Raw genomic sequence first — 21005 nt, 5'->3', positions numbered from 1 at the left:
GCCCGGGGCGGTATCGACGCGTCCGTTCAGGCCGCGACGCCTGGTGCTTCGGTTTCCCGTGCAAGTTCGCTCAAGGCCGCCTCGTCTTTATCAAGACGGGGCGGGAGCCAGTCGCAAATGAAGTTGATCCACGATCGTGTGCGCGCATCGATAAACCGGCGAGAGGGATAGAGAATGCAGATTTCGCGCGTATCGATGGTGTACTGGGGCAGTACGCGCACGAGCGTGCCGTCGCGCAATTCGTCGAGTGCGGCATAGGCGGGCAACGGCGCAATCCCCATCCCCTCGCGCGCGGCCGTTGCCAGCGATTCCGCAATGTTGATGCTGACCACGCTGTCGACGGCGAGCGTGACGCTCACCCGGTCGCGGCCTTCGAGGCACCAGCGTTGCGACGACGAGGTGGCGGTACGCAGCGTCAGGCAGTCATGCAACTGCAGATCGTCCGGCGATTGCGGCACGCCGCGCGCGGCGAGATATCCAGGTGACGCGCAAAGAATGCGCTGCGACCGGCCAAGCTGGAACGACGCAAGGTCGGCGTCCGGCGGCGGCGAGAAAGCGACGATTGACGTATCGCAGCTGCCGTCGAAGAGATTGGCAAGCGCCTGCGACAGGCTCAGTTCCACGTGGACGTCGGGATGGCGTTCCCGGTAGGCCTGGATCGCAGGCATGATGTGCCGATGGCCGAGACTTGCGAAACTGTGCACGCGTAGCAGTCCGCTCGGGTGGTCGGCGGCGAGGGCGGTGTCGTCTTCGGCCCGCGCTACGTCGGCCAGAATCATGCGGCAACGTTCGGCGTAGGCCAGTCCTTCGCGCGTCGGGGAAACGCGGCGCGTGGATCGGTGCAGCAGCCGCGTGCGCAGATGCTCCTCCAGTTCACTGACTGCCCGCGACGCGGTACCGAGGCTCACCTGTAGCGAGGCCGCTGCGGAGGTGAAGCTGCCGGTATCTATCAGGCGGACGAAGATCTGCATGTTGTGCAAGGTGTTCATGCGACGGTGTGCAATCTCAAGTTTGGGAGTGTATGAATTCTTCGGCGCTGCAGTTTCGACGGCGTTTCAGCGTCGATGCGGCGTGTTCCAAATGAAACGAAAAACGCCGCGGCGCGCTGCCGACACGCATTCCCGCACGATCGGTGTGAGGCATCGCACACCGGTGTCGCAACTGTATAGAAAGCGTCCGGCCTCCGAGATGGCGCTGCAAGGGCGGCGGCCGATTCTCTTTGGCCAGCGCAAGTCGCGCGAGAGACGGGGCGTGCGTTCGGCTCCATCTTCGTCGTGCCGACGGGAACCGGGCGCATCGAGTCGACACGCGCGCGGCTTGCCCCGCGCCAGACGACGCCCCTGGAATGCAATCATGACGTGTGCGCAGCCAGCCGTGCATTGGACGAGGTGGCGGGCGAGCTGCAACGACCGCGCAAGCGCCGGCTCAGCAAGCCGCGAGATGGGACGATGTCGGCGCCGTGGAGGTGTGAGCAAGGCGCTTCTCGGGCCCAGGCGAGGTTTGCGCCACGCCCGGCCGGCGTTTCATTCAGCCGTCAGAAGGCCGTTTGCTTGCGCAATTGCCGGCGCATCGCGAGTGTCCCGTCAAGCTGTTCCGGGGTCAAAGCTGGATGCGCAGGCAGCCAGCCGCGAGGGTTGCCGAGGCTCGCGAGCGCAGCTTGATCGCGTGCGAGCGCGGGGGGCAGATACTCGCGCATGTAGTCCAACCATGTGCGCGTTCTGGCGTCGACGTAGCGGCGCGATGGAAAGAGTGCGCAGATATCCTTGCTGTCCAGCGTGTATTCCGGCAGCACGCGCACGAGTGTCCCCGCGCGCAAGCCGGCGAGCGCCGAGTAGACGGGCAGGGGCCCGATGCCCATGTGCGCGCGGATCGCCGCGGCCAGCGACTCGGCGATATTGATGCGAAATACGCTGTTGATCTCGATGTTTTCGGTTTTGCCACTACCCGCCTTTTCGAGCACCCACCCGCTCGACGAACACGTAGGCCTGCTAAGGGCGAGGCAGTCGTGATCGATCAGGTCGCCGGGATGCAACGGCGTGCCGCGCCCGTTCAGATAGCGTGGCGAGGCGCACAGGATGCTGCAGCTCGAACCTAGCTGGTGCATGACGATCTCCGAGTCCGGCAGGCCGGAGACCGCGAGAATTGAGGTGTCGCATTTACCGTCGAACAGGTCCGGCAAGTTTTGCGAAAGCTGGAGATCGATCGTCACTTCGGGGTATAGGCGGCGATACGCGTGAATGGCGGGAACGAGGTAGTGCTGTCCAAAGCTCGCGAAGCTATGGACCCGCAACATGCCGCGAGCGAGACTGCCTGCCTCGGAGACCTCGTGCTCCGCTTCGTCGACTGCACGTACGATCAATCGGCAGTGGCCCAGGTAGGTGCGCCCTGCATCGGTCAATGCAATGCGGCGCGTGGAGCGCGTCAGCAGCCGGACCTTGAGGTGTTGCTCCAGTTCGCTGACTGCTCTCGATGTCGAGGCCGCGCTTGAATCGAGCGAATCGGCCGCCGCCGTGAAACTGCCCATGTCCACGACGCGCACGAATATCCGCATGTTCTGCAACAGGTTCATAAACCGTTCCTGAGGGCTGGAGGTTGGCGGCGCGCTTTGCCCCGGCATCAGTGCCGGCTGGCGTTCGAATCGCCGCGGGATGGGCGAAAGTCTGCAGGTGCGCGATTACTGCGTTGTTTCGCGCCACGCACGGCGGTATTGCAATTGAAATCGGGCTTGACGGGACGCGGCTCCGCAGCGCTTACGGGGTGCCGCCGACACCAACCTCAGCGCAGAAGGCGGGCGCGCAGCAGGTGTGCGACACACGCGCTTTCGGTGACTTCGCGTTCGATCTCGCGCGCGTGGCACGACGATGCGTGAGGTGCCGAGTCGTCGCGCGGATGGTGGAGAAGCTCGTCGGTGCAGGTATCGCGCGTGAGCCTCGCGTGCGCCTTGTGAGCGAGTGCGGCAAGTCGTGCGCGTTCCGTGTCATCGAGCAACGCATCGACATATTCAAGCGGGCACAGCGCGCCAACCAGCGTTCGGAGGCGCTGCATCAGCACACTTGCGCACGCAGCCCGTTGATTCACGACCAGCGACTCGAACCGCGTGGCGCCGATCGTGGCTTCCAGCGTGTCGATATCCAGGCAGGCGCGTCGGCGCACCTTTCTGAGCGTTTCGCCCCCGCGAGCCACCGGCTGAGCGAGACGGCGCGCAACCGCGTCGAGATACGCGGCCGTGCCCTCCAGCGCGCGCGCCGCGCTGCTGCCGAGACGATGATGGTCGCGCTCGGGCCACGCGAAGAGGCTCACGACGAAGCCGACGAGCACACCGGCCACGCTGAGCTCCGCCCGCGCGACAGCCAGCGCCCAAGGCGCTCCGGCGAGCGTGCCGAGATGCGCCACCAGGATGAAGTGTGAGGTCAGGAACAGGATGTACGAGAGGTAGCTCACTGCGCGCGCCGCCAACGTTCCGGTGGCGAGCGGGAGCACAACGAGGGCGAGCAGCAGCGGGTCGTGAAAGATAAACGAGAACGCCGTGGCCAGCGCCGCGCCAAGCAGCGTCCCGCCGATGCGCAGGCCGGACACCTTCACCGTTTGCGCAAGCGTGGGCTGCAGGATGAACAGCGTGGTGAGCGGCAGCCAGTAGCCCTGTTGCATGCCCGAGTGGCGTGCGAGCGCGACCGCGAGCATGGCTGCGACGGACAGCCGCGCAGCGTACCGGGCGTAGGCATTGCTGGCGACGAGTGCCACCATCCGCGCGGTCAAGCGGCCAGGGCGCGGCGCCTCGTGCGGCGCTGCGCGCGGGCCTGCTGCGATTGCGCGCGTAGCATCCACGCGCAAGTCGCGAGCGAGCAGAACGGCGAGGCGCTCGAGGAGATCGACATTCGCCCGCAGCCACGTCAATCCCTCGCCGGGCTCGTGGGTCGCCAGCCAGGCGGGCTCGCAGCCACGCAAGGTTTGTTGCACGCGAGCCAGCCGTTGCTCGACGTCGCCCGGCAATGCGCGAGGACCGCGGCGCAAGCGTGCCGCGCTCGCGTCGATCTGCAACGCGAGTTGGGCGTAGGCGGGCGCAAGGAGGCCGGCTGCTTCACGCCGGGCGGCATCGTGGCCGCCGTCGAGCAGCGTTTCCAGGCCCGCGAGCAGGGCGATGGCCTGCTCCGCGTCGTCGATCCACCGGCCGCACGCCGAAGGCGCCTCGCCGCAGCAGTTCGCGACGGCCGCTGTCATCGCGTCGAGCTTCGGGCGCAGCTCCGCGCGCCCTTGCTCAAGCCGCGCCCGGTTGCCGTGGGCCGCCTGTCCGAGGCGATCGACGAGCGACGACATTGCATGGAGATACGCAAGCGTTGCCTGCTGCGCGCGTTTGCCGGCGCTGGTTTGCCAGAGCGTGCCTCCCGCGACCGTCGCCCATACGCTTCCCGCAAGATAGAAGGCGGCGTAGCGCGTCGCGGCGTCGAGGCCGTGCGCCGGAAAGCATGCGGATACCGCACACGCCGTTGCCGTGAGCAGGCCGCGCAGTCCCGACGCAGGGCCTCGTGCACGAACGCAGGCGCCCGCGTAGACAACCACACCGACCACGGCAATCGGGAGCACGGGCAGCGCTTGAGCAGCGATCGCGCAGGCCGACGCAAGTGCGCCGGCCATACCGAACAGGAGCCCCTTGCAACTGCGCTCGACGCCCGGGCCGCTGGGCTCATCTGCGAGGCATGTCCAGAACGCGGCGATCGCGGACCAGCACAGCAGCGGCATGTGCAGCGCCGCGGCCAGCACGGCGGGCACGACGCAGATCACGCCGCCCCGCAGTGCGTCCGCCATTGGCAACTGGTGGCGGCCGTGGTGCCAGAAACGCAGCAGTTGCGCGCGTGCGCTCACGAAGAGTTGCATTGTCGTGGGTCCGGCTATCGGGTCGCGTTGGCTCGCGGCACGGGAATCACGGTGAGCGACCGGATGCCTTGGGCCCCGCGAATCAGCACACCCTCGATATCCGCCGTTGCCGACGGGCCGCTCATCAGGCATGCGTAGCGGGCTTCGAAGAACTCCCGCCGATGATAGGCATGGTGAAGGTTGTCGACGATATGGGACGGATCGACGAGCGCCACGAGGTGCTGCGACAGATAGCCGAGCGCATTGACGCGATACTCGTGCTCGCTCAGCCAGATGGAGCCGGTTTCCGCGACCGCGAACGCGGGACGCACGATGCCCACGTCCACATCCTCGAGATCGTGCGGACGCTCGACATCCTCGATGCGGCGGGTGCCCTCGACCTCGGGCACGGCGGAGCAGACTACGCGCGCCTGCGGGAAGCGCGAACGGACACAGGCTTCGAGATCGCCATCGGCGGGCATGTCGCACCAGGTACCGCCAAGACGCGCGAGCGACTTCCTGAACGTCTCGAGCGTGGGCGGAAGATGCTGGTCGAACATCGGCACTTCCGGCAGCGGACGCGGCGCGGGCGCCACTTCGCGAAGACGGGAGAGAATCAGATCACGGCTGCTCATTTCTTGTTCCTCTTCAGGTACCAGTCACGGAAGGTTTCGCTCGGCGCTTCGGGCACCTCGCGGTTCTTGCCCCATTCGTTGAGCGGGTTGTAAAGCACCACGCGCGGCAGCGTGGAAACGGCCTTGTTGGCGGTTTTGATCGCGGCGCGGTAGAGCTTCGGGTGCGACAGCACCTGGCCTGCGACCATCATGGCTTCCTGCTTGACGAACGGCAGCTCGTGCTTTTCGGCGATGATCTGCCGCCACTTGTAGATCTGTTCGTGAATGTTGATCTTCACCGGGCAGACGTTGGTGCAACTGCCGTTCATCGTGGAGGCGAATGGCAGCGAGCTGTACTTCTTCAGGTCGTAGGTCGGGTTGATGATCGCGCCGATCGGACCGGAGTACACGCCGCCGTAGCTCAGGCCGCTGCTGCGCCGGTACACCGGGCAGGTGTTCATGCACGCGCCGCACCTGATGCACTTGAGCGAGTACCAGAAGTCGTCCATCGCGAGCCGCTCGGAGCGGCCGTTGTCCACGAGCACGAAATGCATCTCGCCGCCCTCGCGCGGCCCGCGAAAATGCGACGTGTACTGGGTGATGGGCGAGCCCAGCGCGTTGCGCGACAGCATGCGGATAAACAGGCCGAGATGCTCGAGCTTCGGAATGAGCTTCTCGATACCGATCGAGGCGATATGCAGCGGCGGCACGTTCGCGCTGAGGTCGGCGTTGCCCTCGTTCGTGCAGACCGTGACGCCGCCCGTTTCCGCCACGGCGAAATTGCAGCCGGTCATGCCGGCGTCCGCGTTCAGGAACAGCGGGCGCGTGGCGTTGCGCTGCGCCTCGGCGAGCTTCGGAATGTCCTTTTCATTCGGGTCCGTGCCGAACTTCTCGGCAAAGGTCCTGGCGACGTCGGTGGCCAGCTTGTGGACCGCCGGCACGACGATGTGCGAGGGCATCTCGTCGTCGAGCTGCTGGATCTGCTCGCCGAGATCGGTCTCCACGACGGTGATGCCGCGCTCCTCGAGATACGGGCGCATTTCGCACTCTTCGGTCAGCATCGACTTGCTCTTCACGAGCACACGTGCGTTACGCTCGCTCAGGATCTCGTACACGATGCGATTGTGCTCCTCGGCATCTTTCGCCCAATGCACCTTCACGCCATTGGCGGTAGCGTTGCGCTCGAACTGCTCGAGATAGTCAGGCAGATGCGTGAGCGTGTGCTCCTTGATCGCCGAGGCGAGCGAGCGCATTTCCTCCCATTCGGGAATGCCGTGGACTTCGATGTCGCGGGCGCTGCGCAGCCCCCACAGACGCTTGTCGTGGAATTCGATGTGCTTTTCGTCCGCGATGAACTTCTTCGAAAAACCCACGTGATCGACGCGTTTCATGCTCGTGCTCCATTCAGGATCTGGGCGATATGGATGAACTTCAGACCGAGCCCGAGGCGGTCCGCGCAACCCTTCTGGTGCATCAGGCACGAAGAGTCGGCCGAGACGATGTATTCGGCGCCGTTGCGCTTGTGGTCGCGCACCTTGTCCGCGCCCATGCGGGCCGACACGGGCTCCTCCGAGACACAGAACGTGCCGCCGAAACCGCAGCATTCGTCGGGCCGGTCCGGCTTGATGAACTCGATGCCTTTGACGCCGCTCAGCAGCGTCATCGGTTTGGAAAAGACGGGCCCCGCGATTTCCGACATGCTGGCCGTCTTCAGGCTGCGCAGCGTGCCGCAGCTGTTGTGCAGACCGACCTTGTGCGGAAACTCGGCCCAGGGGAATTCGCGCACCTCGAGGACGTCGTGGATGAACTCGACGAGTTCATAGGTGTTGCGGCGCACCTTCTGCGCGTCGCTGGTCTGATCGGCCGCCGTCAGGTTGTCGCGGACGTGGTGCACGCAGCTGCCGCTCGGCGCGACGATGTAGTCGTAGCCTGTGAAATTGCGCACGAAGAGATTTTCGGTGGCGGCGGCTTGATTCTCGCAACCGCTATTGCCCATGGGCTGACCGCAACAGGTCTGATCGAGCGGATAGTCGACGTCGCAGCCGAGGCGCTCGAGCAGTTCGAGCGTGGCAATGCCGACATCGGGAAAAAACGAATCGATGAAGCATGGAACGAACAGGGCGACCTTCATGGCAGCATTTCCTCAAATGGAAGGGTCGATTCAGTGATAGGCATGATTGCTGGAGACGCGGCCGCGGAATACCGCATAGGCCACGTACGTATAGGCGACGATTAGCGGCAGGACGAAGAGACCCGCGCCCCAGAACATGAAGGTTTGACTGGAGGCCGGTGCGGCTGCCTGGTCGATCGTGAGATCGAACGGAACGACGTACGGCAGGTAGGATGCCGCGAGCGTCACGAGAAGCAGCGCGCAACTGAGCGCCGCAAGGACGAAAGGTGTGCGTCCTTCACCACGGCGCGCGGCGAGCGGCAGGCCGACCAGCGTCGCGAGGCTCAGCAGCGGCAGAACGAAGAGCGCCGGGTGAAGCTGCCAGCGCGCCTCGATCACGCGATGGTCGAAAAGCGTGACGGCGAACATCGCGGCGAGAACAAGGACCGTCATCGGCGTCAGGCGGTTCAGAGCCGAGCAGCCAAACTGGCGCAGGTCGTACTCGCCCTTGAGCACCAGCCAGCCGGCACCGAGCAGACCATACGAAAGCACCGCGCCGAGACCGCACCACAACGGGAACGCCGAGGCCCACTCGAAGCCGTTGCCGGTGTAGTGCATGTTCTCGACAGGGACGCCCTGCGCGTACGCGCCGAGCGCAACACCCTGTGCGAATGCGGCAAGCAGCGAACCCGCGAACAGCAACACGTTCCACACCCAGCGCGAACCGTGCGCCCTGTGGCGGAATTCAATTGCGACACCGCGCATGATCAGGCCAGCCAGCATGGCGGAGAGCGGAGCGTAGAGCGCCGGGAGAGCGATCGAATAGATCGACGGGAACGCTCCGAACAGGATGGTGCCCGCGATCACGAGCCAGGTTCCGTTGCCGTCCCAGACGGGCGAGATCGAGGCGACCATCTGGTCGCGCCGGGCGGTGCTCGCGGCGAAGCCGCTCAAAATGCCAACGCCGAGGTCGAAGCCGTCGAGCACGATATAGGCGGCGAGGGCGAAGGCGAGCTCGAACAGCCAGAACCAGTCAAGCATGTTGTTCTCCCGATTAGTGATTGGACGATGAAGCGCGCGTTGTCGCGGGCAGACGGGGTTCGTACGTCTGCGGAATGACGTGCCCGTTCCAGACGGTGAGCACCTTGCCGCTGAAAACGCCGCTGCGGATGATGCTCAGGATGTAGTAGACGCCGAAGCAGAAGATGAACCCGTAGACGAGCACATACATGATCAGCGACGCGAGGGCGAAGTGAGCGGAGAGGCCTGGCGTCATCGCGTCCGCGGTGCGCAGCACGCCCCAGATGGTCCAGGGTTGACGGCCGACTTCGGCGGTGAACCAGCCGGTGAGGATGGCGACGAAGCCCAGCGGGAAGCTCAGGGCGACTGGCCACAGCAGCCACTTGCGTTCCTCCAGCTTGCCGCGCCGTGCAACGTACGTGCCGATCCAGGCGAGGGCGAGCATCAGCATGCCGCAGCCGACCATGATCCGGAAAGCGAAGAAAGGAACAAGGATCGGCGGCCGGTCGGCGACGGGGAAATCCTTGAGGCCGACTTCGCGCGAATCGAGCGTGCCGGAGGCAATCACGCTGCCGAGCACCGGGATCTTCCACTCGTAGCGGTTGCGTTCGGCCTTGGCGTCGGGCACCGCGAAGATCACTTCGGCAGCCGGCTGCTCGTCGACCCAGCGGCCTTCGACGGCCGCGAACTTGGTGGGCTGGTCATCATGGATGTAGTCGCCCGTCAGGTGGCCGAACAGGATCTGCAGCGGCACGAGCACGGCGGCAAGGCCCAGCGCCATGCGGAACATGACGATGGCCTCCACGCGGCTCGTGTCCTTGAGCAGGTACCAAGCGCCGACGGCCGCGACGCAGAACGCCGTGGTCAGATAGGCCGCGAGCAACATGTGCGGAAAGCGAACCCACACCACGCTGTTGAAGACGATGGCGGCCCAGTCGGTGGGAACATAGACACCGTTCTGCACGACATAGCCGACCGGATGCTGCATCCACGAGTTGTTGACGAGGATCCAGAACGCCGAAAGCGTGGTCCCGAGTGCCACGAGCATGCACGACATCAGATAGAACCACGGCTTGACGCGGTTACGTCCGAACAGCATGACGCCGAAAAACGTGGCTTCGAGCGCGAACGCAGTGAAAGACTCATAGCTGAGCAATGGCCCCTGAATCGGTCCGCTCGCACGCGACAGCTCGCTCCAGTTCGTGCCGAACTGGAACGCCATGACGACGCCGGACACCACGCCCATGCCGAACGCGACGCCGAAGATCTTCAGCCAGAAGTCGAACACTCGCCGGTAGACGGGATTGCCGGTCGCGAGCTGCATGGCCTCCAGCACGGACAGCCACGCAGCGAGGCCGATTGTGAACGACGGAAAGATGATGTGAAACGAAACCGTCGCGGCGAACTGTATCCGCGATAGCAGGAGTGCAGAGGTTTCCACGCGCTCGCTCCAGTGAAGTAGTGTTGGCTGGAGTTTGGGTCTCGCATGTTGCTAGTCGGTTTCGAGGCGGCGCTGGAGCGTTACAGCTGTAACGTCGGGTGAAGCAATCTACGGTCGCGGTGGCGCGTAGCTACATCGCGCACGCGGCCATTCCTTCCGACATGGTGAACAGCCCGAGCAGGGGGCTGTTCAGTTCAGTTCCGTTTTTCGGCGGTTTTCCTGGAACGCTGCTTTCAGTGCCCAGTGTCGTTTGTGCGGTCTTCGGTCTATAGCATTGTCTCTACCGATTCCGCCCCGAGCCGTTAAAATGTGCGTACGATCAAACCGATACGCCGACTTTTCCCTTACAGGACGGTCGCCGGACTATCGGCAATTCGAAATCGCTTGAGCTAGCTGCCAGGCCTTTACTGTCGCGAGGTTTCCAGTCATGGCCGACATCACCTTGCCTCACATACTCGTCGTCGACGATGACCCCGCAATTCGTGACATAACGACCGAATACCTGGGACAAAACGACTTTCGCGTGTCCGCCGTGGCTAGCGGAGCAGAAATGGCGGCCGCGCTCGGAAACGGTGCCGTCGATCTGATCATCCTCGATCTGCGCATGCCGGGCGAAGACGGTATCCAGATAGCCGGCCGCATCCGTGAAAAATCATCGCTCCCGATTTTGATCCTTTCGGGTCGCCACGAAGAGGCAGACCGCGTGATGGCGCTGGAACTGGGAGCGGACGACTACATGACAAAGCCGTTCAGTTGCCGCGAGCTGCTGGCGCGTGTTCGTGCCCTTCTGCGCCGATCCAGGAACACGCAGGCTGCCACCGGGCGGCAGGCAAAACCGCGAGGCTACCGTTTCGCAGGTTGGGAACTGAACATCAACACGCGGCGCCTTGTCTCCCCAGCGGGCCGCACGGTGGGATTGACCAACGGCGAGTTTTCGCTGCTTGCCGCGTTTCTCGCGGCGCCCGGCCAGATCCTGACGCGTGACCAACTGCTCGAATCCAGCCGACTCTACGACGAGGTCTACGACCGCGCCATCGATGTGCAAATCCTGCGGCTGCGCCGAAAAATCGAGGAAGACCCATCTAACCCGCGTTACATCAAAACCGAACGCGGCGCGGGCTATGTCTTCACCGCGCAAGTTGAAAAGCTGGCCCCGCCGGTCGAGTGGGAAATGCGCTGACCCGCAGCTTTCTCGCCGCGTCCCCTGCGCTTAACATGCAGTACGCGATTAGCGGGACTTTTCGGTCGCAATTGATGTAGCCCGAAACGGAAACGGCTAGGTCATTGCTGGTAATTGTCCCCATCGAAAATGCTCGCGGCAATACGGCGCGGCCACGTTTGTCCGATCGTCGCGAACTGAACACAAGAGCCTCGATGAGCAAGGAAAGAATCAGGCGCAGGTTTGCATGGCCGCATCAGTACAGGTTGTTGGCAGCAGGGTGCCTGCTGGTACTCCTTTTGTGGATCGGCGCGGTCACAGAGAGCTTTCGATCGCGCCAACTGGTGCTTCAGTCCAACGCCAGGGAACTGTCGAGCCTCGCGAGCGCGCTCGCAGAGCAAACAGCCCGATCGCTGCAGGGCGTCGAATTCATACTCCGGCGCACTTCCGGCTGGTCGCACGACGCAAAGTACCCAGCGGACGGGCAGGCGGTGAACCGCTTTCTTCGCGAGGAAATCGCCGGCGTACCCCAGATCAGGCAACTTGACATCGTCGATGCCACGGGCCAGCGGATAGCGACGACCCTCCCGGGCAACCCCGCCGCCAATGTCTCACAACGGCCCTACTTCAAGGCTGTGCAGCGCGCATCTGGCAACGCGATGGTGGTGAGCGAGCCGCTCGTCAGCATGGTCGACGGGCGCCCTACGTTTGCGATGGCTAGCCGTCTCGAGGACGCAAATGGCCGATTCAAGGGCGCCGTTGTCGCGCTGATCGAAGACGGCTACTTTCGCGACTTCTACAGGCGGGTCGATGCAGACGAACGCACCGGCATCACTCTCCGGCGTGAGGACGGCGCGCCGGTCGTGGCGTCCATAAGCGGGAGGCAACCGGGCGAGCGCGGGCGGCCGTTACTCTCCGCCCGCAAACCGGTGCCCGGATTCCAGTTGACGGTCGACGTCACCCGCGACGAAGCGCTCGCGCTTCAGACATGGCGCATAACTACGATCTACGACTTCATCGGCACCAGTGCGCTTTCGCTACTCGTGGCGGCGCTCGGCCTCGCGCTCATGAGGAGGCTGCAGCAACTCGGACGCTTCACGCGCCGGCTCCAGTCGAGCCAGCGACGCTGGAGAGCCGTGTTCGACAACGCGCCGGCGGGAATCATGCTGTTGCGGCCGCGCGGGCGCTACCTCGCCGCCAACCCCGCGTTTCAACGCATGGTCGGTTACTCGTCAACGGAGCTCAAGAATCTGACCGACACCGACATCGCCCATCCCGAGGACGTCGAACTCACCCGGCAGCATGTCGAGCGGCTGCTGCGAGATGGCTTGCCAAGCATTCGCTTCGAGAAACGCTACCAGCACCGCGACGGATACACGGTCTGGACAGACGTGCGGCTCGCGCGCGTTACTGTGTCGGACGAGACGACGGACAAAGACTTGGAACGCCAGGAAGATGTCATCGTGGCGACCGTGGAAGACGTCACGCAGCGCCGCCAGGACGAGCAGGCGCGCCGTCAGCTAGAAAGCCAGCTCAGGCAATCGCAGAAGCTGGAAGCGCTAGGCACGTTCGCCGGCGGCATTGCCCATGACTTCAATAACATTCTTGGCGCGATCGTCGGCTATGGCGAGCTCGCGATCGAGGCACTCGCGGACCAGACGCCAGAGCACCACTATGTCGCGCAGATGCTCAAGTCGGCTGACCGCGCACGCTCGCTGGTCGAGCGGATTCTCACCTTCAGTCGCAGCGGACTCACCACCCGGCAGCCCGTACAGGTTCAGCCCGTCGTTCACGACTCGATCGAAATGCTGAAGGTGCGCCTTCCCGCCGGCATCCGACTGCAAGTCGAACTTAACGCACCGGAGGCTCACATCGAAGGCGATCCGGCGCATCTCGACCAGCTGGTGACCAACCTTTGCGTCAATGCGATCCACGCCATGCCGGGCGGCGGAACGCTCAGCGTGGTCCTCGACACGCTCGATCTCGACGCAGCATGCTCGCTGTCGCACGGCGCCGTCGAAGCGGGGCATTTCGTCAGGCTCGCCGTGTCGGATACCGGTGTAGGCATGACGCCCGATCTGCTCGAACGCATTTTCAATCCGTTCTTCACGACGCGCAAAGCCGGTGAGGGAACCGGGTTGGGACTGGCGCTCGTCGACGGGATCGTTCGCGAATATGGCGGCGGCATCGACGTCCGGACGGTGGTCGGTGCAGGAAGCCAATTCACGCTTCTGCTTCCAACAATCGATTCACATACCAGTCAAGCACCCGGGGACAAAGAGGCTTGCCCCCACGGTGAAGGGCAGACCATCCTGCTCGTCGACGATGAAGAAGCGCTGGTGCGGATCGGCGAGGAGCGCCTCGCGGAACTGGGCTACGAGCCGGCAGGCTTCGTCTCCAGCGACGCGGCGTGGCAGGCCTTCCGCGCCGATCCTCAGCGCTTCGACGCGGTCGTCACGGACCAGACGATGCCGGAGATAACCGGCGTCGAACTCGCCCGGATGATCCGTTCTGTACGCGCCGAGATACCCATCGTTCTTGTCAGCGGATTCAACAGCCCCGCGCTGGAAAGCCAGGCGCGCGAGGCTGGCGTCAACGCGCAATTGCGCAAGCCGTTGCCTAAGGCAGAACTTGCGCGCACGCTGAAGCATCTACTGCCCGACTAGGCGCTCGCATCGCCACAGCCGTCGGCGCCACGCGTCGTCACCCAGAGCCATTCGCGACCCGGCCGACCAACGCCGCAGCGGCTTGTAGCAACGCTTCGCGCCTGAACGGCTTGGCCAGCGCCCGTTCTACGCCCAACCGGCTGGCAAGCATCGCCATGGCATGAGCCTGTGTCGGGAAATAGCCCGAAATCGCGATCACTGGCACCGAGGGAAAGACAGTCCGAACGAGAGCGATCCGCTCAGGATCCATCGCCTTCGGCTGATTGATATCGACCACCGCAAGATCAATCGGGCTTACTATGAAATCCGGAACGCTCGCGCCCGCTGACTCCAGCACGTCATAGCCCGCATCCCGGAACGTGAGGGAGAGCAGCGCCCGCATTGATGTGTCGTCCTCCATCACCAACACCCTTTTTCGATCTTCCACAATCGATCCTTTTCGGTTGTCACGAATTGGCCTGAGTGCGCCATCGACCTACCTGCGCGTCACTGGTCGGCCGATTTCCCGATGCTGCCAAACATCCTTGCTGCCACGATCCCGAGCTCGTAAAGGAGCACGAGCGGGCCAGCAAGGAGCAACTGCGACACGACATCGGGCGGCGTCACGACTGCGGCGACGACGAATGCGCCGACGATCATGTAAGGACGAATCTGCTTCAATGTGGCGATATCCACGAGCGCACTGCGGACCAGCACGACGATGACGACCGGCACCTCGAAAGCCACGCCGAACGCGATGAACAAGCGAACGGTAAAGCGCAGGTAATGGTCTATGTCCGTCATCATCTGAGCGCCGAGCGGCGCGTTATAGTGCGCCATCAGATGAAGGATCGCGGGAGATACAAGGAAATATGAAAAGGCCATCCCGGCGAGAAACAGTGCATAGCTGCAGACCACGAGCGGCCCTATGAGCTTCCTTTCATGCCTGTAGAGGCCCGGCGCCGCAAACGACCACAACTCATGCAACACGACCGGCAACGCGACGACGAATGCCACCATCATCGTGACTTTCATCGGCACAAAGAACGAGCCCGTCACGTCCGTGACGATGAGCTTGCCGTTTTGTGGCAGGTTGTCGGCCAGAGGCCGCACTACGAGGCGGAAGATCTCCGGCGCCCAGTAGACGAGTCCCACGAAAGCCCCGAGGACCGCGGCGGCTGCTCTCATCAAACGCCGGCGCAGCTCCACGATGTGGGTCAGATACGGCTGGTCGGTTTGTACGGCTTGCTCGTCGGCTTGATAGGGGAGTTTTCGTGTACTGCTCATCGTGTGTCACCTTTTGCGTTTCCCGCTGTCACCGGGCAATTCCCATTAGGATGCGGTTCCTTCTTCTGGCGGCCGCATGGCGTAGCGGACGCGGCTGCGCAGCACCGATGTGTCGGCGGCTGCGGCGCGGAGGGTGCCCATCGCCTGCGCCTGTCGTAGGTGCATTCGCACGCCATGATTCCGTTGCACGACGTGATAGCCGCGCGGGCCTAACCGCTTGATCGTGCTCGGGTGGAGCGGCCATCGGGGTCTCTGACGTGTCCGCGTCCAGCAAAGTCACGGCGTTGCGCGTGAGCGACCCGCCTCGGTCCGCGAGCGCGGCGAATTCCTGTACGCCCGACTCGATCTGCGATTTCATTGCGCGCAGTTGCCCGAGCTCGAGATCCTCGGTGACCTGCGACCTGAGATCATCGAGGTATCGCCGCGAACGCCCAATGAGGACAGCCAACGCGCGCGCAGCAAGCGGCAGGCGCTCGGGCCCAAGCACGACTACTGCGACCGCCGCGATCAACAGCAATTTCGAAAAATCCACGTCTAACATCGAACTGCTCTCCAAAATGGTGAAACGGCGGGCAACGAAGCGTCGCTGAAGATCAATGGCCGCGTCCGCCGCGCTCACCCGTGAGCTCCGCGTTAGCGCTTCGCGAAAGTGACTCGGCCTCTTTGACTCCATCCTTGAAGCCCTTCACCGCAAAGCCAAGGTCGGAGCCGATATTTCGCAACTTCGCCGTTCCGAAGACCAGAGAAACGATGACCAAAACAATCAACCAATGCCAGATACTCAGCGATCCCATGACAATGCTCCTTAAAAATGCGGTCGTTGTGATGAACCGGAAATTGGGCTGGTAGCCCGTATATGTGAAGTTAAGCTTCTTGCCTGCAATTGCGGGTTTTCAGCGCGACAAGGCAAATCAGTGCGATGAACGCGAGGGACGAAGGGCCGAGCAACGCGATATCGTGAAACCGTTGCGTCGCGACGGCACCCGCCGTAGCACCGCAGGCGAAGCAGAAACATATTGTTGCGAGCACAGCTGCGCTGCGTATTCCCGCGAAATCGCGCCGCGGTATCGTCGATCGAAAGAAACCTTGCAAGGTCCTCAGCAAGTTCCCTGTCGTCATGACCGACGAATAAGGCTGTGTGCCGGAATGCGTGAAAATGGTCGTCTGCAAAGCGGCAACGAATGAGATTCCCGGTATCAGCAATAGCTGCGGCATGCCGACTATTGCGGCGGCGAAGAGGAACACAGCTTCGAGCAGCAGCGCAACGATGGCTGAAAGCGACTCATCTCGTGAAGCAGCCAGACGCAACAGGTGCGCGCCGAACACCCCAACAGCAAATCCGCCCAGAGGCACTAGATGCGCAAGTGCTGCGCCGCGGTTTTCGGCGGCGAGACTGACCGCCGTCACCACGATGTTTCCCGTCATCGAATTCGCAAATATGCGGCCATGACCGACAAATGTGAACGCATCGAGAAATCCGCCGCACAACGTGAGCAGTATCGCGATTGCCGGATGCGCTTTCACTGATTCCATCTTCATTTCCTGACGGCGGAAGCCCGATCACCATCCAGTCCGAGTCGGGGCTCCCGCTTGTGAATGACATCGCTGATACGTCGCGCCCTATTTGTGCGCAACGTAAGGCGTCACCATTTTGCGCGGATCGACGATCCGGTCGAAGTCCGCTTCGCTCACGTAATTGAGCTTGAGTGCCGCTTCCTTCAGCGTGAGGTCATTGTCGTACGCGTAGTGCGCGATCTTCGAAGCCTTGTCGTAACCAATGACCGGCGACAGCGCAGTCACGAGCATCAACGAGCGGTCCACGTACTCCTTGATCTTCTTCAGATTCGGCTTTGTGCCTTCCACGAGGAACTTGCGGAAGTTCGTGCTGGAGTCCGTCATGATCGTGATCGAGTGCGTGATGTCGAAAATGATCAGCGGCTTGTACACGTTCATTTCCAGGTATCCGCTTGCGCCGCCGATTCCCGTGGAAACGTCGCTGCCCATCACATGCGCGGCCACCATCGCGAGCGCCTCCGCCTGCGTGGGGTTGACCTTGCCGGGCATGATCGACGAGCCGGGCTCGTTTTCCGGAATGATCAGTTCTGCGAAGCCGGCACGGGGCCCGCACGACATCAACCGGATGTCGTTAGCGATCTTGTAGAGCGAAACCGCCAGCGTGCGCATGGTGCCCGACATGTGAATCAGCGCATCGTGAGCGCCCTGCACGGTGAACTTGTTCGGAGCGGTCACGAACGGCAGGTTCGTGAGGCGCGCAATCTCCGCCGCGACAGCGGGCGCGAATTGCGGCGTGGTGTTCAGGCCGGTGCCTACGGCAGTGCCCCCCAAGGCAAGGCGATAGGTTCCCTTCAGCGCATCGTCGAGCCGTTCGAGGTTGTCGGTCAGCATGCCCTCGTAGCCGGACCACTCCTGACCAAGCGTGATCGGCGTTGCGTCCTGCATGTGCGTGCGACCGATCTTGACGATGTCCATCCACTCCTTCGCCTTCGCGCCGATGGAATCCCGCAGGTTCGCTATGGCGGGCATCAGGCGGCGCTTCACGTTGATCGCCGCGGCCATGTACATCGCGGTCGGAAAAGAGTCATTGGACGACTGCGACATGTTCACGTGATCGTTCGGATGAACCGGCGTATGACTGCCGAGCGGCGTGCCCGCGATCTGGCAACAGCGGTTGGAGATCACCTCGTTCACGTTCATGTTGAACTGCGTGCCGCTGCCGGTCATCCATACGTGCAGCGGGAACATGTCGGCGTGCTGGCCGTCGATGATTTCGTCGCACACCTTGACGATCAGGTCGTGCTGCTGGTCAGTGAGCCGCTTCTCCGAGTAATTGACGTTGGCCGCTGCCTTCTTCAGGATCGCATACGTGGTGACCATCTCCCTGGGCATCAGATCGGGGCCAATACTGAAGTGCTCGAGCGAGCGCTGGGTTTGCGCACCCCACAGTTTGTCGGCAGGCACATTGACGATGCCCATACTGTCAGTTTCCTGGCGGAAACCCGTCACCGATGCCGATGCCGATGCAGTCGCACCAGCCGATTGTGCAAACGCGTTTGTGCTGGCAAGCGCCACCGAGGCAAGAAGGGTGGATTGCATCATTTCCCTGCGATTCATCTGCGTTCCTTTATCTATCCAATTGCGACGCCGTGTCTGGACTGTCGAGAGATTCAACGCCGCTGGACTGCAGCGGCACCCGAGTCGGGAGCGCCGTTTCCGATATTCGACTGCGCTTCCCGATGACAAGCATTTGACCCGCGAGCGGTTATCGGAGCGTTTCGGATTTGAGCGTTGCCATTGCAATTGAAACGCGGGGAATGATGGTAGTTGCAGCCGTAACAAGCGGCGCAATTAGGGAAACGGGAAGGTAGCTGGCGCTAACGAAAGAGCGGCTTTCCGTTTGACTGTGCGGCGATTTGCCTACCGAGGGAACCTGTCGGATGAAAAAGCGAAAGTTGACGATTTTTTTTTCAGCGACGAATTTGCCCTTTGCGGCTCGCACGCAGAGCGGCGTCACGCTGTAGGGTCTTATCGATACGGGCGTCGAGCGGACGTTTGTGGGGAACCGGGGCACCGCGGCTTTGCGCTCGATGACCGGGTGCTCGCTTAGAAACCGTAACGACCTGCACGATGCCGACCTTGTCGCCGGCTGCGCTGGCGCTTCAGTCAACCGTTGCTGATCGTCGCTTACGGCCGACAAGTACAGCGGTGGTTTCGAGAGAATCTACCATCGCTCGCTGTAGCATGCAGTGCTGCGGGCGCGTGTTTCGAATCCCGTGAGATAAGGCCAGGATGGGCAGTTGGAACTCCCCCATTGATGGGCGCGTAAATTCCGACCCTCGTAAAGCAGGACGAGATCGATATTTTGCTCTCTTTCGTTTTGCGCGAAAGGCTTTTGGCAGCCTCCTCGGCCGGATAGCTACCGCCATCGAATTCGGGCAGGCCAGTCAGCGCATCGTGTCAACTTCGACACGCGCAGCGGCTTCCTCGACGACCACACTCTGCGCGGCCGGCGCATTGCTCATGCGATACCGCGCGAATGCCTCGTCCGCATCGCGAATGCGTGTGCGTCCGTGCGGTGCCGGCTCGCCGTTCTCGCCGAGGTTCACGAAAACCATCTTCTCGACCGTCAGAATGCTCTTGCGCGTTATCTTGTTGCGCACTTCGCAGCGCAGCGTGATTGACGTACGGCCAAAGTGGGCCGCGGTCATGCCCAGTTCGATGATGTCGCCTTGGCGCGCGGAGCTGACAAAATTGATCTCCGACATGAACTTGGTCACCACGCGCTGGTTTTCCAATTGGCAAATCGCGTAAATGGCGGCTTCTTCGTCGATCCAGCGCAGCAGACTGCCGCCGAACAGCGTGCCGTTCGGGTTCAGGTCTTCCGGCTTGATCCATTTTCTGGTGTGGAAATTCATAGCTTCTGTGGAGCTGAAAGTGGGTCCGGCACCGTGCCGAACCTGGGGTTAGCGCTAGGGAATATAAGAATGCTGGTCGCGTGTCATCATCAATGCAGCTTGATGCGAGGGCTCGTCGCCCGGCGCAGCCAGTTCGCCATGGTGTCGAGCACCATGCGCCGGATGCCGTACAACGCCGCCACGTGCATGCGCTCGAGCAACGCGTGCAAGCCGCGCGCAATCAGGCCGGCGACATACAGGCCCTCACCGCTGCCCGCGACGAGGTTTCCAACCGCGCCGAATCGGCTCAGCGAAACCAGAGACCCGAAGTCGCGATACCGGAACTGTGGCAGCGTCTTGCCCTCAACGCGGGATGTGAGCGCTTCGACTAGAAAAGCGGCCTGCTGATGCGCCGCTTGCGCGCGCGGCGGCACGCCACCGCTTTTTCCCGGCCATTCGCATGCTGCGCAGTCGCCGAGCGCGAAGACGTCTTCGTCGGTTTCGGACTGGAGCGTATCGCGCACAACCAGTTGGCCACGCCGATTGATGTTCAAGCCGTCGAGCAGGGAAAGCACGGGCGGCGCGGTCACGCCAGCGGACCAGACCGTCAAGTCCGCGCGTATGCGCTTGCCGCTGCCCGTGACGACACTGCCGGGGAGCACGCGCGCGACGGACTCTCCAACCATCAACGTCACGCCCAATTGGCCGAGACGTTCGGCCGTTGCGCGTGCCACGCGCTCTGGAAGGGCTGGCAGGATGCGCGGCCCCGCCTCGATGACGACGATTCCCACATCGTGCGTCGGGTCGAGATCGTGAAGTCCATATTGCGACAACTCGTAGGCGGCGTCGCGCAGCTCCGCCGACAGTTCGACACCCGTTGCCCCTGCACCGACGATGACCACCTGCATGCGCGGCGCGACGGCGGCGTTGTCACTGCCGCGCGCGCCGCCGGCCCGCCTGCACGCTTCGATGAAGCGCCTGCGAAAGCGCTCGGCCTGGGCGACCGAATCGAGCGCGATCGCATGACGGGCCGCGCCCTCTACGCCGAAATACTGAGTCGTACTGCCAATCGCAACCACCAGCGTGTCGTAGTCGAGCGCGCGCTCCGGCAGCAACTCGACACCGTGATCGTCGCGCACGGCCCCGAGCATCACCTGCCTGGACGAACGCGAGAGCCCGACCAGTTCGCCCTGCTGGAAATCAAATCCGTGCCAGCGACCTTGGGCGGCATACGAAAGCTCGTGGGAGGCCGGGCTCATACTGCCAGCTGCCACCTTATGCAGCAGGGGCTTCCAGATATGGGCGGGTTGACGATCGACCAGCGTGACGCAAACATTTCGCTCGCGTTGACGCTTGCGCAGGCCGAAGCGGTTACTCAGCCGGGTCGCCAGCTCGAGGCCGCCGGCGCCACCGCCTACGATAACTATGCGATGCATTCAGGCACCTTCGTTTCAGTGGGCTTGATG

General features: G+C 63.0%; 17 protein-coding genes and 1 pseudogene. 2 read left to right on the top strand and 16 right to left on the bottom strand.

Annotation, left to right across the window (positions count from 1 at the left end; all coding sequences use genetic code 11):
- Positions 1 to 26: 26 nt before the first annotated feature.
- The 8 genes from AB3X86_RS27250 to AB3X86_RS27215 form a co-directional block, all read right to left on the bottom strand.
- Positions 27 to 971, bottom strand: a complete 945-nt coding sequence (locus tag AB3X86_RS27250; protein ID WP_368598428.1) for a LysR family transcriptional regulator — start codon at positions 969 to 971, stop codon at positions 27 to 29.
- Between the two features lie 563 nt (positions 972 to 1534).
- The gene (locus AB3X86_RS27245; RefSeq protein ID WP_368598407.1) at positions 1535 to 2569 is read right to left on the bottom strand and encodes a LysR family transcriptional regulator; all 1035 of its coding nucleotides are present in this window, start codon (positions 2567 to 2569) and stop codon (positions 1535 to 1537) included.
- Positions 2570 to 2775: 206 nt separating this feature from the next.
- Positions 2776 to 4872, bottom strand: coding sequence for an FUSC family protein (locus AB3X86_RS27240; protein ID WP_368598406.1), 2097 nt, complete (start codon positions 4870 to 4872; stop codon positions 2776 to 2778).
- Positions 4873 to 4886: 14 nt separating this feature from the next.
- A complete protein-coding gene (locus AB3X86_RS27235; RefSeq protein ID WP_368598405.1) occupies positions 4887 to 5486 on the bottom strand; it encodes a lactate utilization protein C in 600 nt (199 codons plus the stop codon).
- Complete coding sequence (locus AB3X86_RS27230; RefSeq protein WP_368598404.1) at positions 5483 to 6856, bottom strand: lactate utilization protein B; 1374 nt, start codon at positions 6854 to 6856, stop codon at positions 5483 to 5485. Before AB3X86_RS27230 ends, AB3X86_RS27235 begins: the two co-directional genes overlap by 4 nt.
- Positions 6853 to 7596, bottom strand: a complete 744-nt coding sequence (locus tag AB3X86_RS27225) for a (Fe-S)-binding protein (protein WP_176384753.1) — start codon at positions 7594 to 7596, stop codon at positions 6853 to 6855. The genes AB3X86_RS27230 and AB3X86_RS27225 overlap by 4 nt, the downstream gene beginning before the upstream one ends.
- 30 nt (positions 7597 to 7626) lie before the next feature.
- Positions 7627 to 8616, bottom strand: a complete 990-nt coding sequence (cydB, locus tag AB3X86_RS27220; protein WP_368598403.1) for a cytochrome d ubiquinol oxidase subunit II — start codon at positions 8614 to 8616, stop codon at positions 7627 to 7629.
- Positions 8617 to 8629: 13 nt separating this feature from the next.
- Entirely contained in the window at positions 8630 to 10036 is a 1407-nt protein-coding gene (locus AB3X86_RS27215) for a cytochrome ubiquinol oxidase subunit I (protein ID WP_368598402.1), read from the bottom strand.
- A 427-nt stretch (positions 10037 to 10463) separates the two neighbouring features.
- Between AB3X86_RS27215 and AB3X86_RS27210 the strand changes: the two genes are divergently transcribed.
- Positions 10464 to 11216 carry a response regulator gene (locus AB3X86_RS27210; RefSeq protein ID WP_368598401.1) on the top strand — a complete coding sequence of 251 codons (753 nt, stop codon included), beginning with the start codon at positions 10464 to 10466 and terminating at the stop codon, positions 11214 to 11216.
- Positions 11217 to 11410: 194 nt separating this feature from the next.
- Positions 11411 to 13861, top strand: a complete 2451-nt coding sequence (locus AB3X86_RS27205) for an ATP-binding protein (RefSeq protein WP_368598400.1) — start codon at positions 11411 to 11413, stop codon at positions 13859 to 13861.
- Between the two features lie 37 nt (positions 13862 to 13898).
- Here AB3X86_RS27205 and AB3X86_RS27200 read toward each other — a convergent pair whose 3' ends face one another.
- The 8 genes and pseudogenes from AB3X86_RS27200 to AB3X86_RS27165 form a co-directional block, all read right to left on the bottom strand.
- Positions 13899 to 14288 carry a response regulator gene (locus tag AB3X86_RS27200; protein WP_368598399.1) on the bottom strand — a complete coding sequence of 130 codons (390 nt, stop codon included), beginning with the start codon at positions 14286 to 14288 and terminating at the stop codon, positions 13899 to 13901.
- A gap of 59 nt (positions 14289 to 14347) precedes the next feature.
- Positions 14348 to 15127, bottom strand: coding sequence for a twin-arginine translocase subunit TatC (tatC, locus tag AB3X86_RS27195; RefSeq protein WP_368598398.1), 780 nt, complete (start codon positions 15125 to 15127; stop codon positions 14348 to 14350).
- A 28-nt stretch (positions 15128 to 15155) separates the two neighbouring features.
- On the bottom strand, positions 15156 to 15746 hold the full coding sequence (gene tatB, locus AB3X86_RS27190) for a Sec-independent protein translocase protein TatB (protein WP_368598397.1): 591 nt from the start codon (positions 15744 to 15746) through the stop codon (positions 15156 to 15158).
- A 10-nt stretch (positions 15747 to 15756) separates the two neighbouring features.
- Positions 15757 to 15921, bottom strand: a pseudogene (gene tatA, locus AB3X86_RS27185) (Sec-independent protein translocase subunit TatA); the annotation flags it as partial.
- Positions 15922 to 15991: 70 nt separating this feature from the next.
- Positions 15992 to 16660, bottom strand: a complete 669-nt coding sequence (locus AB3X86_RS27180) for a YoaK family protein (protein WP_368598396.1) — start codon at positions 16658 to 16660, stop codon at positions 15992 to 15994.
- Between the two features lie 87 nt (positions 16661 to 16747).
- The gene (fumC, locus tag AB3X86_RS27175; protein WP_368598395.1) at positions 16748 to 18259 is read right to left on the bottom strand and encodes a class II fumarate hydratase; all 1512 of its coding nucleotides are present in this window, start codon (positions 18257 to 18259) and stop codon (positions 16748 to 16750) included.
- Positions 18260 to 19089: 830 nt separating this feature from the next.
- A complete protein-coding gene (locus AB3X86_RS27170) occupies positions 19090 to 19560 on the bottom strand; it encodes an acyl-CoA thioesterase (RefSeq protein WP_368598394.1) in 471 nt (156 codons plus the stop codon).
- 89 nt (positions 19561 to 19649) lie between these two features.
- Positions 19650 to 20975: an NAD(P)/FAD-dependent oxidoreductase gene (locus tag AB3X86_RS27165; protein ID WP_368598393.1), complete on the bottom strand. Its 1326-nt coding sequence runs from the start codon at positions 20973 to 20975 to the stop codon at positions 19650 to 19652.
- Positions 20976 to 21005 lie beyond the last annotated feature (30 nt).

This window comes from Paraburkholderia sp. BR14374 (assembly GCF_040948685.1).
GTDB lineage: Bacteria > Pseudomonadota > Gammaproteobacteria > Burkholderiales > Burkholderiaceae > Paraburkholderia > Paraburkholderia youngii.
Note: the sequence above shows the minus strand (reverse complement) of the source record. Positions and strands in the feature narration are given on the sequence as shown.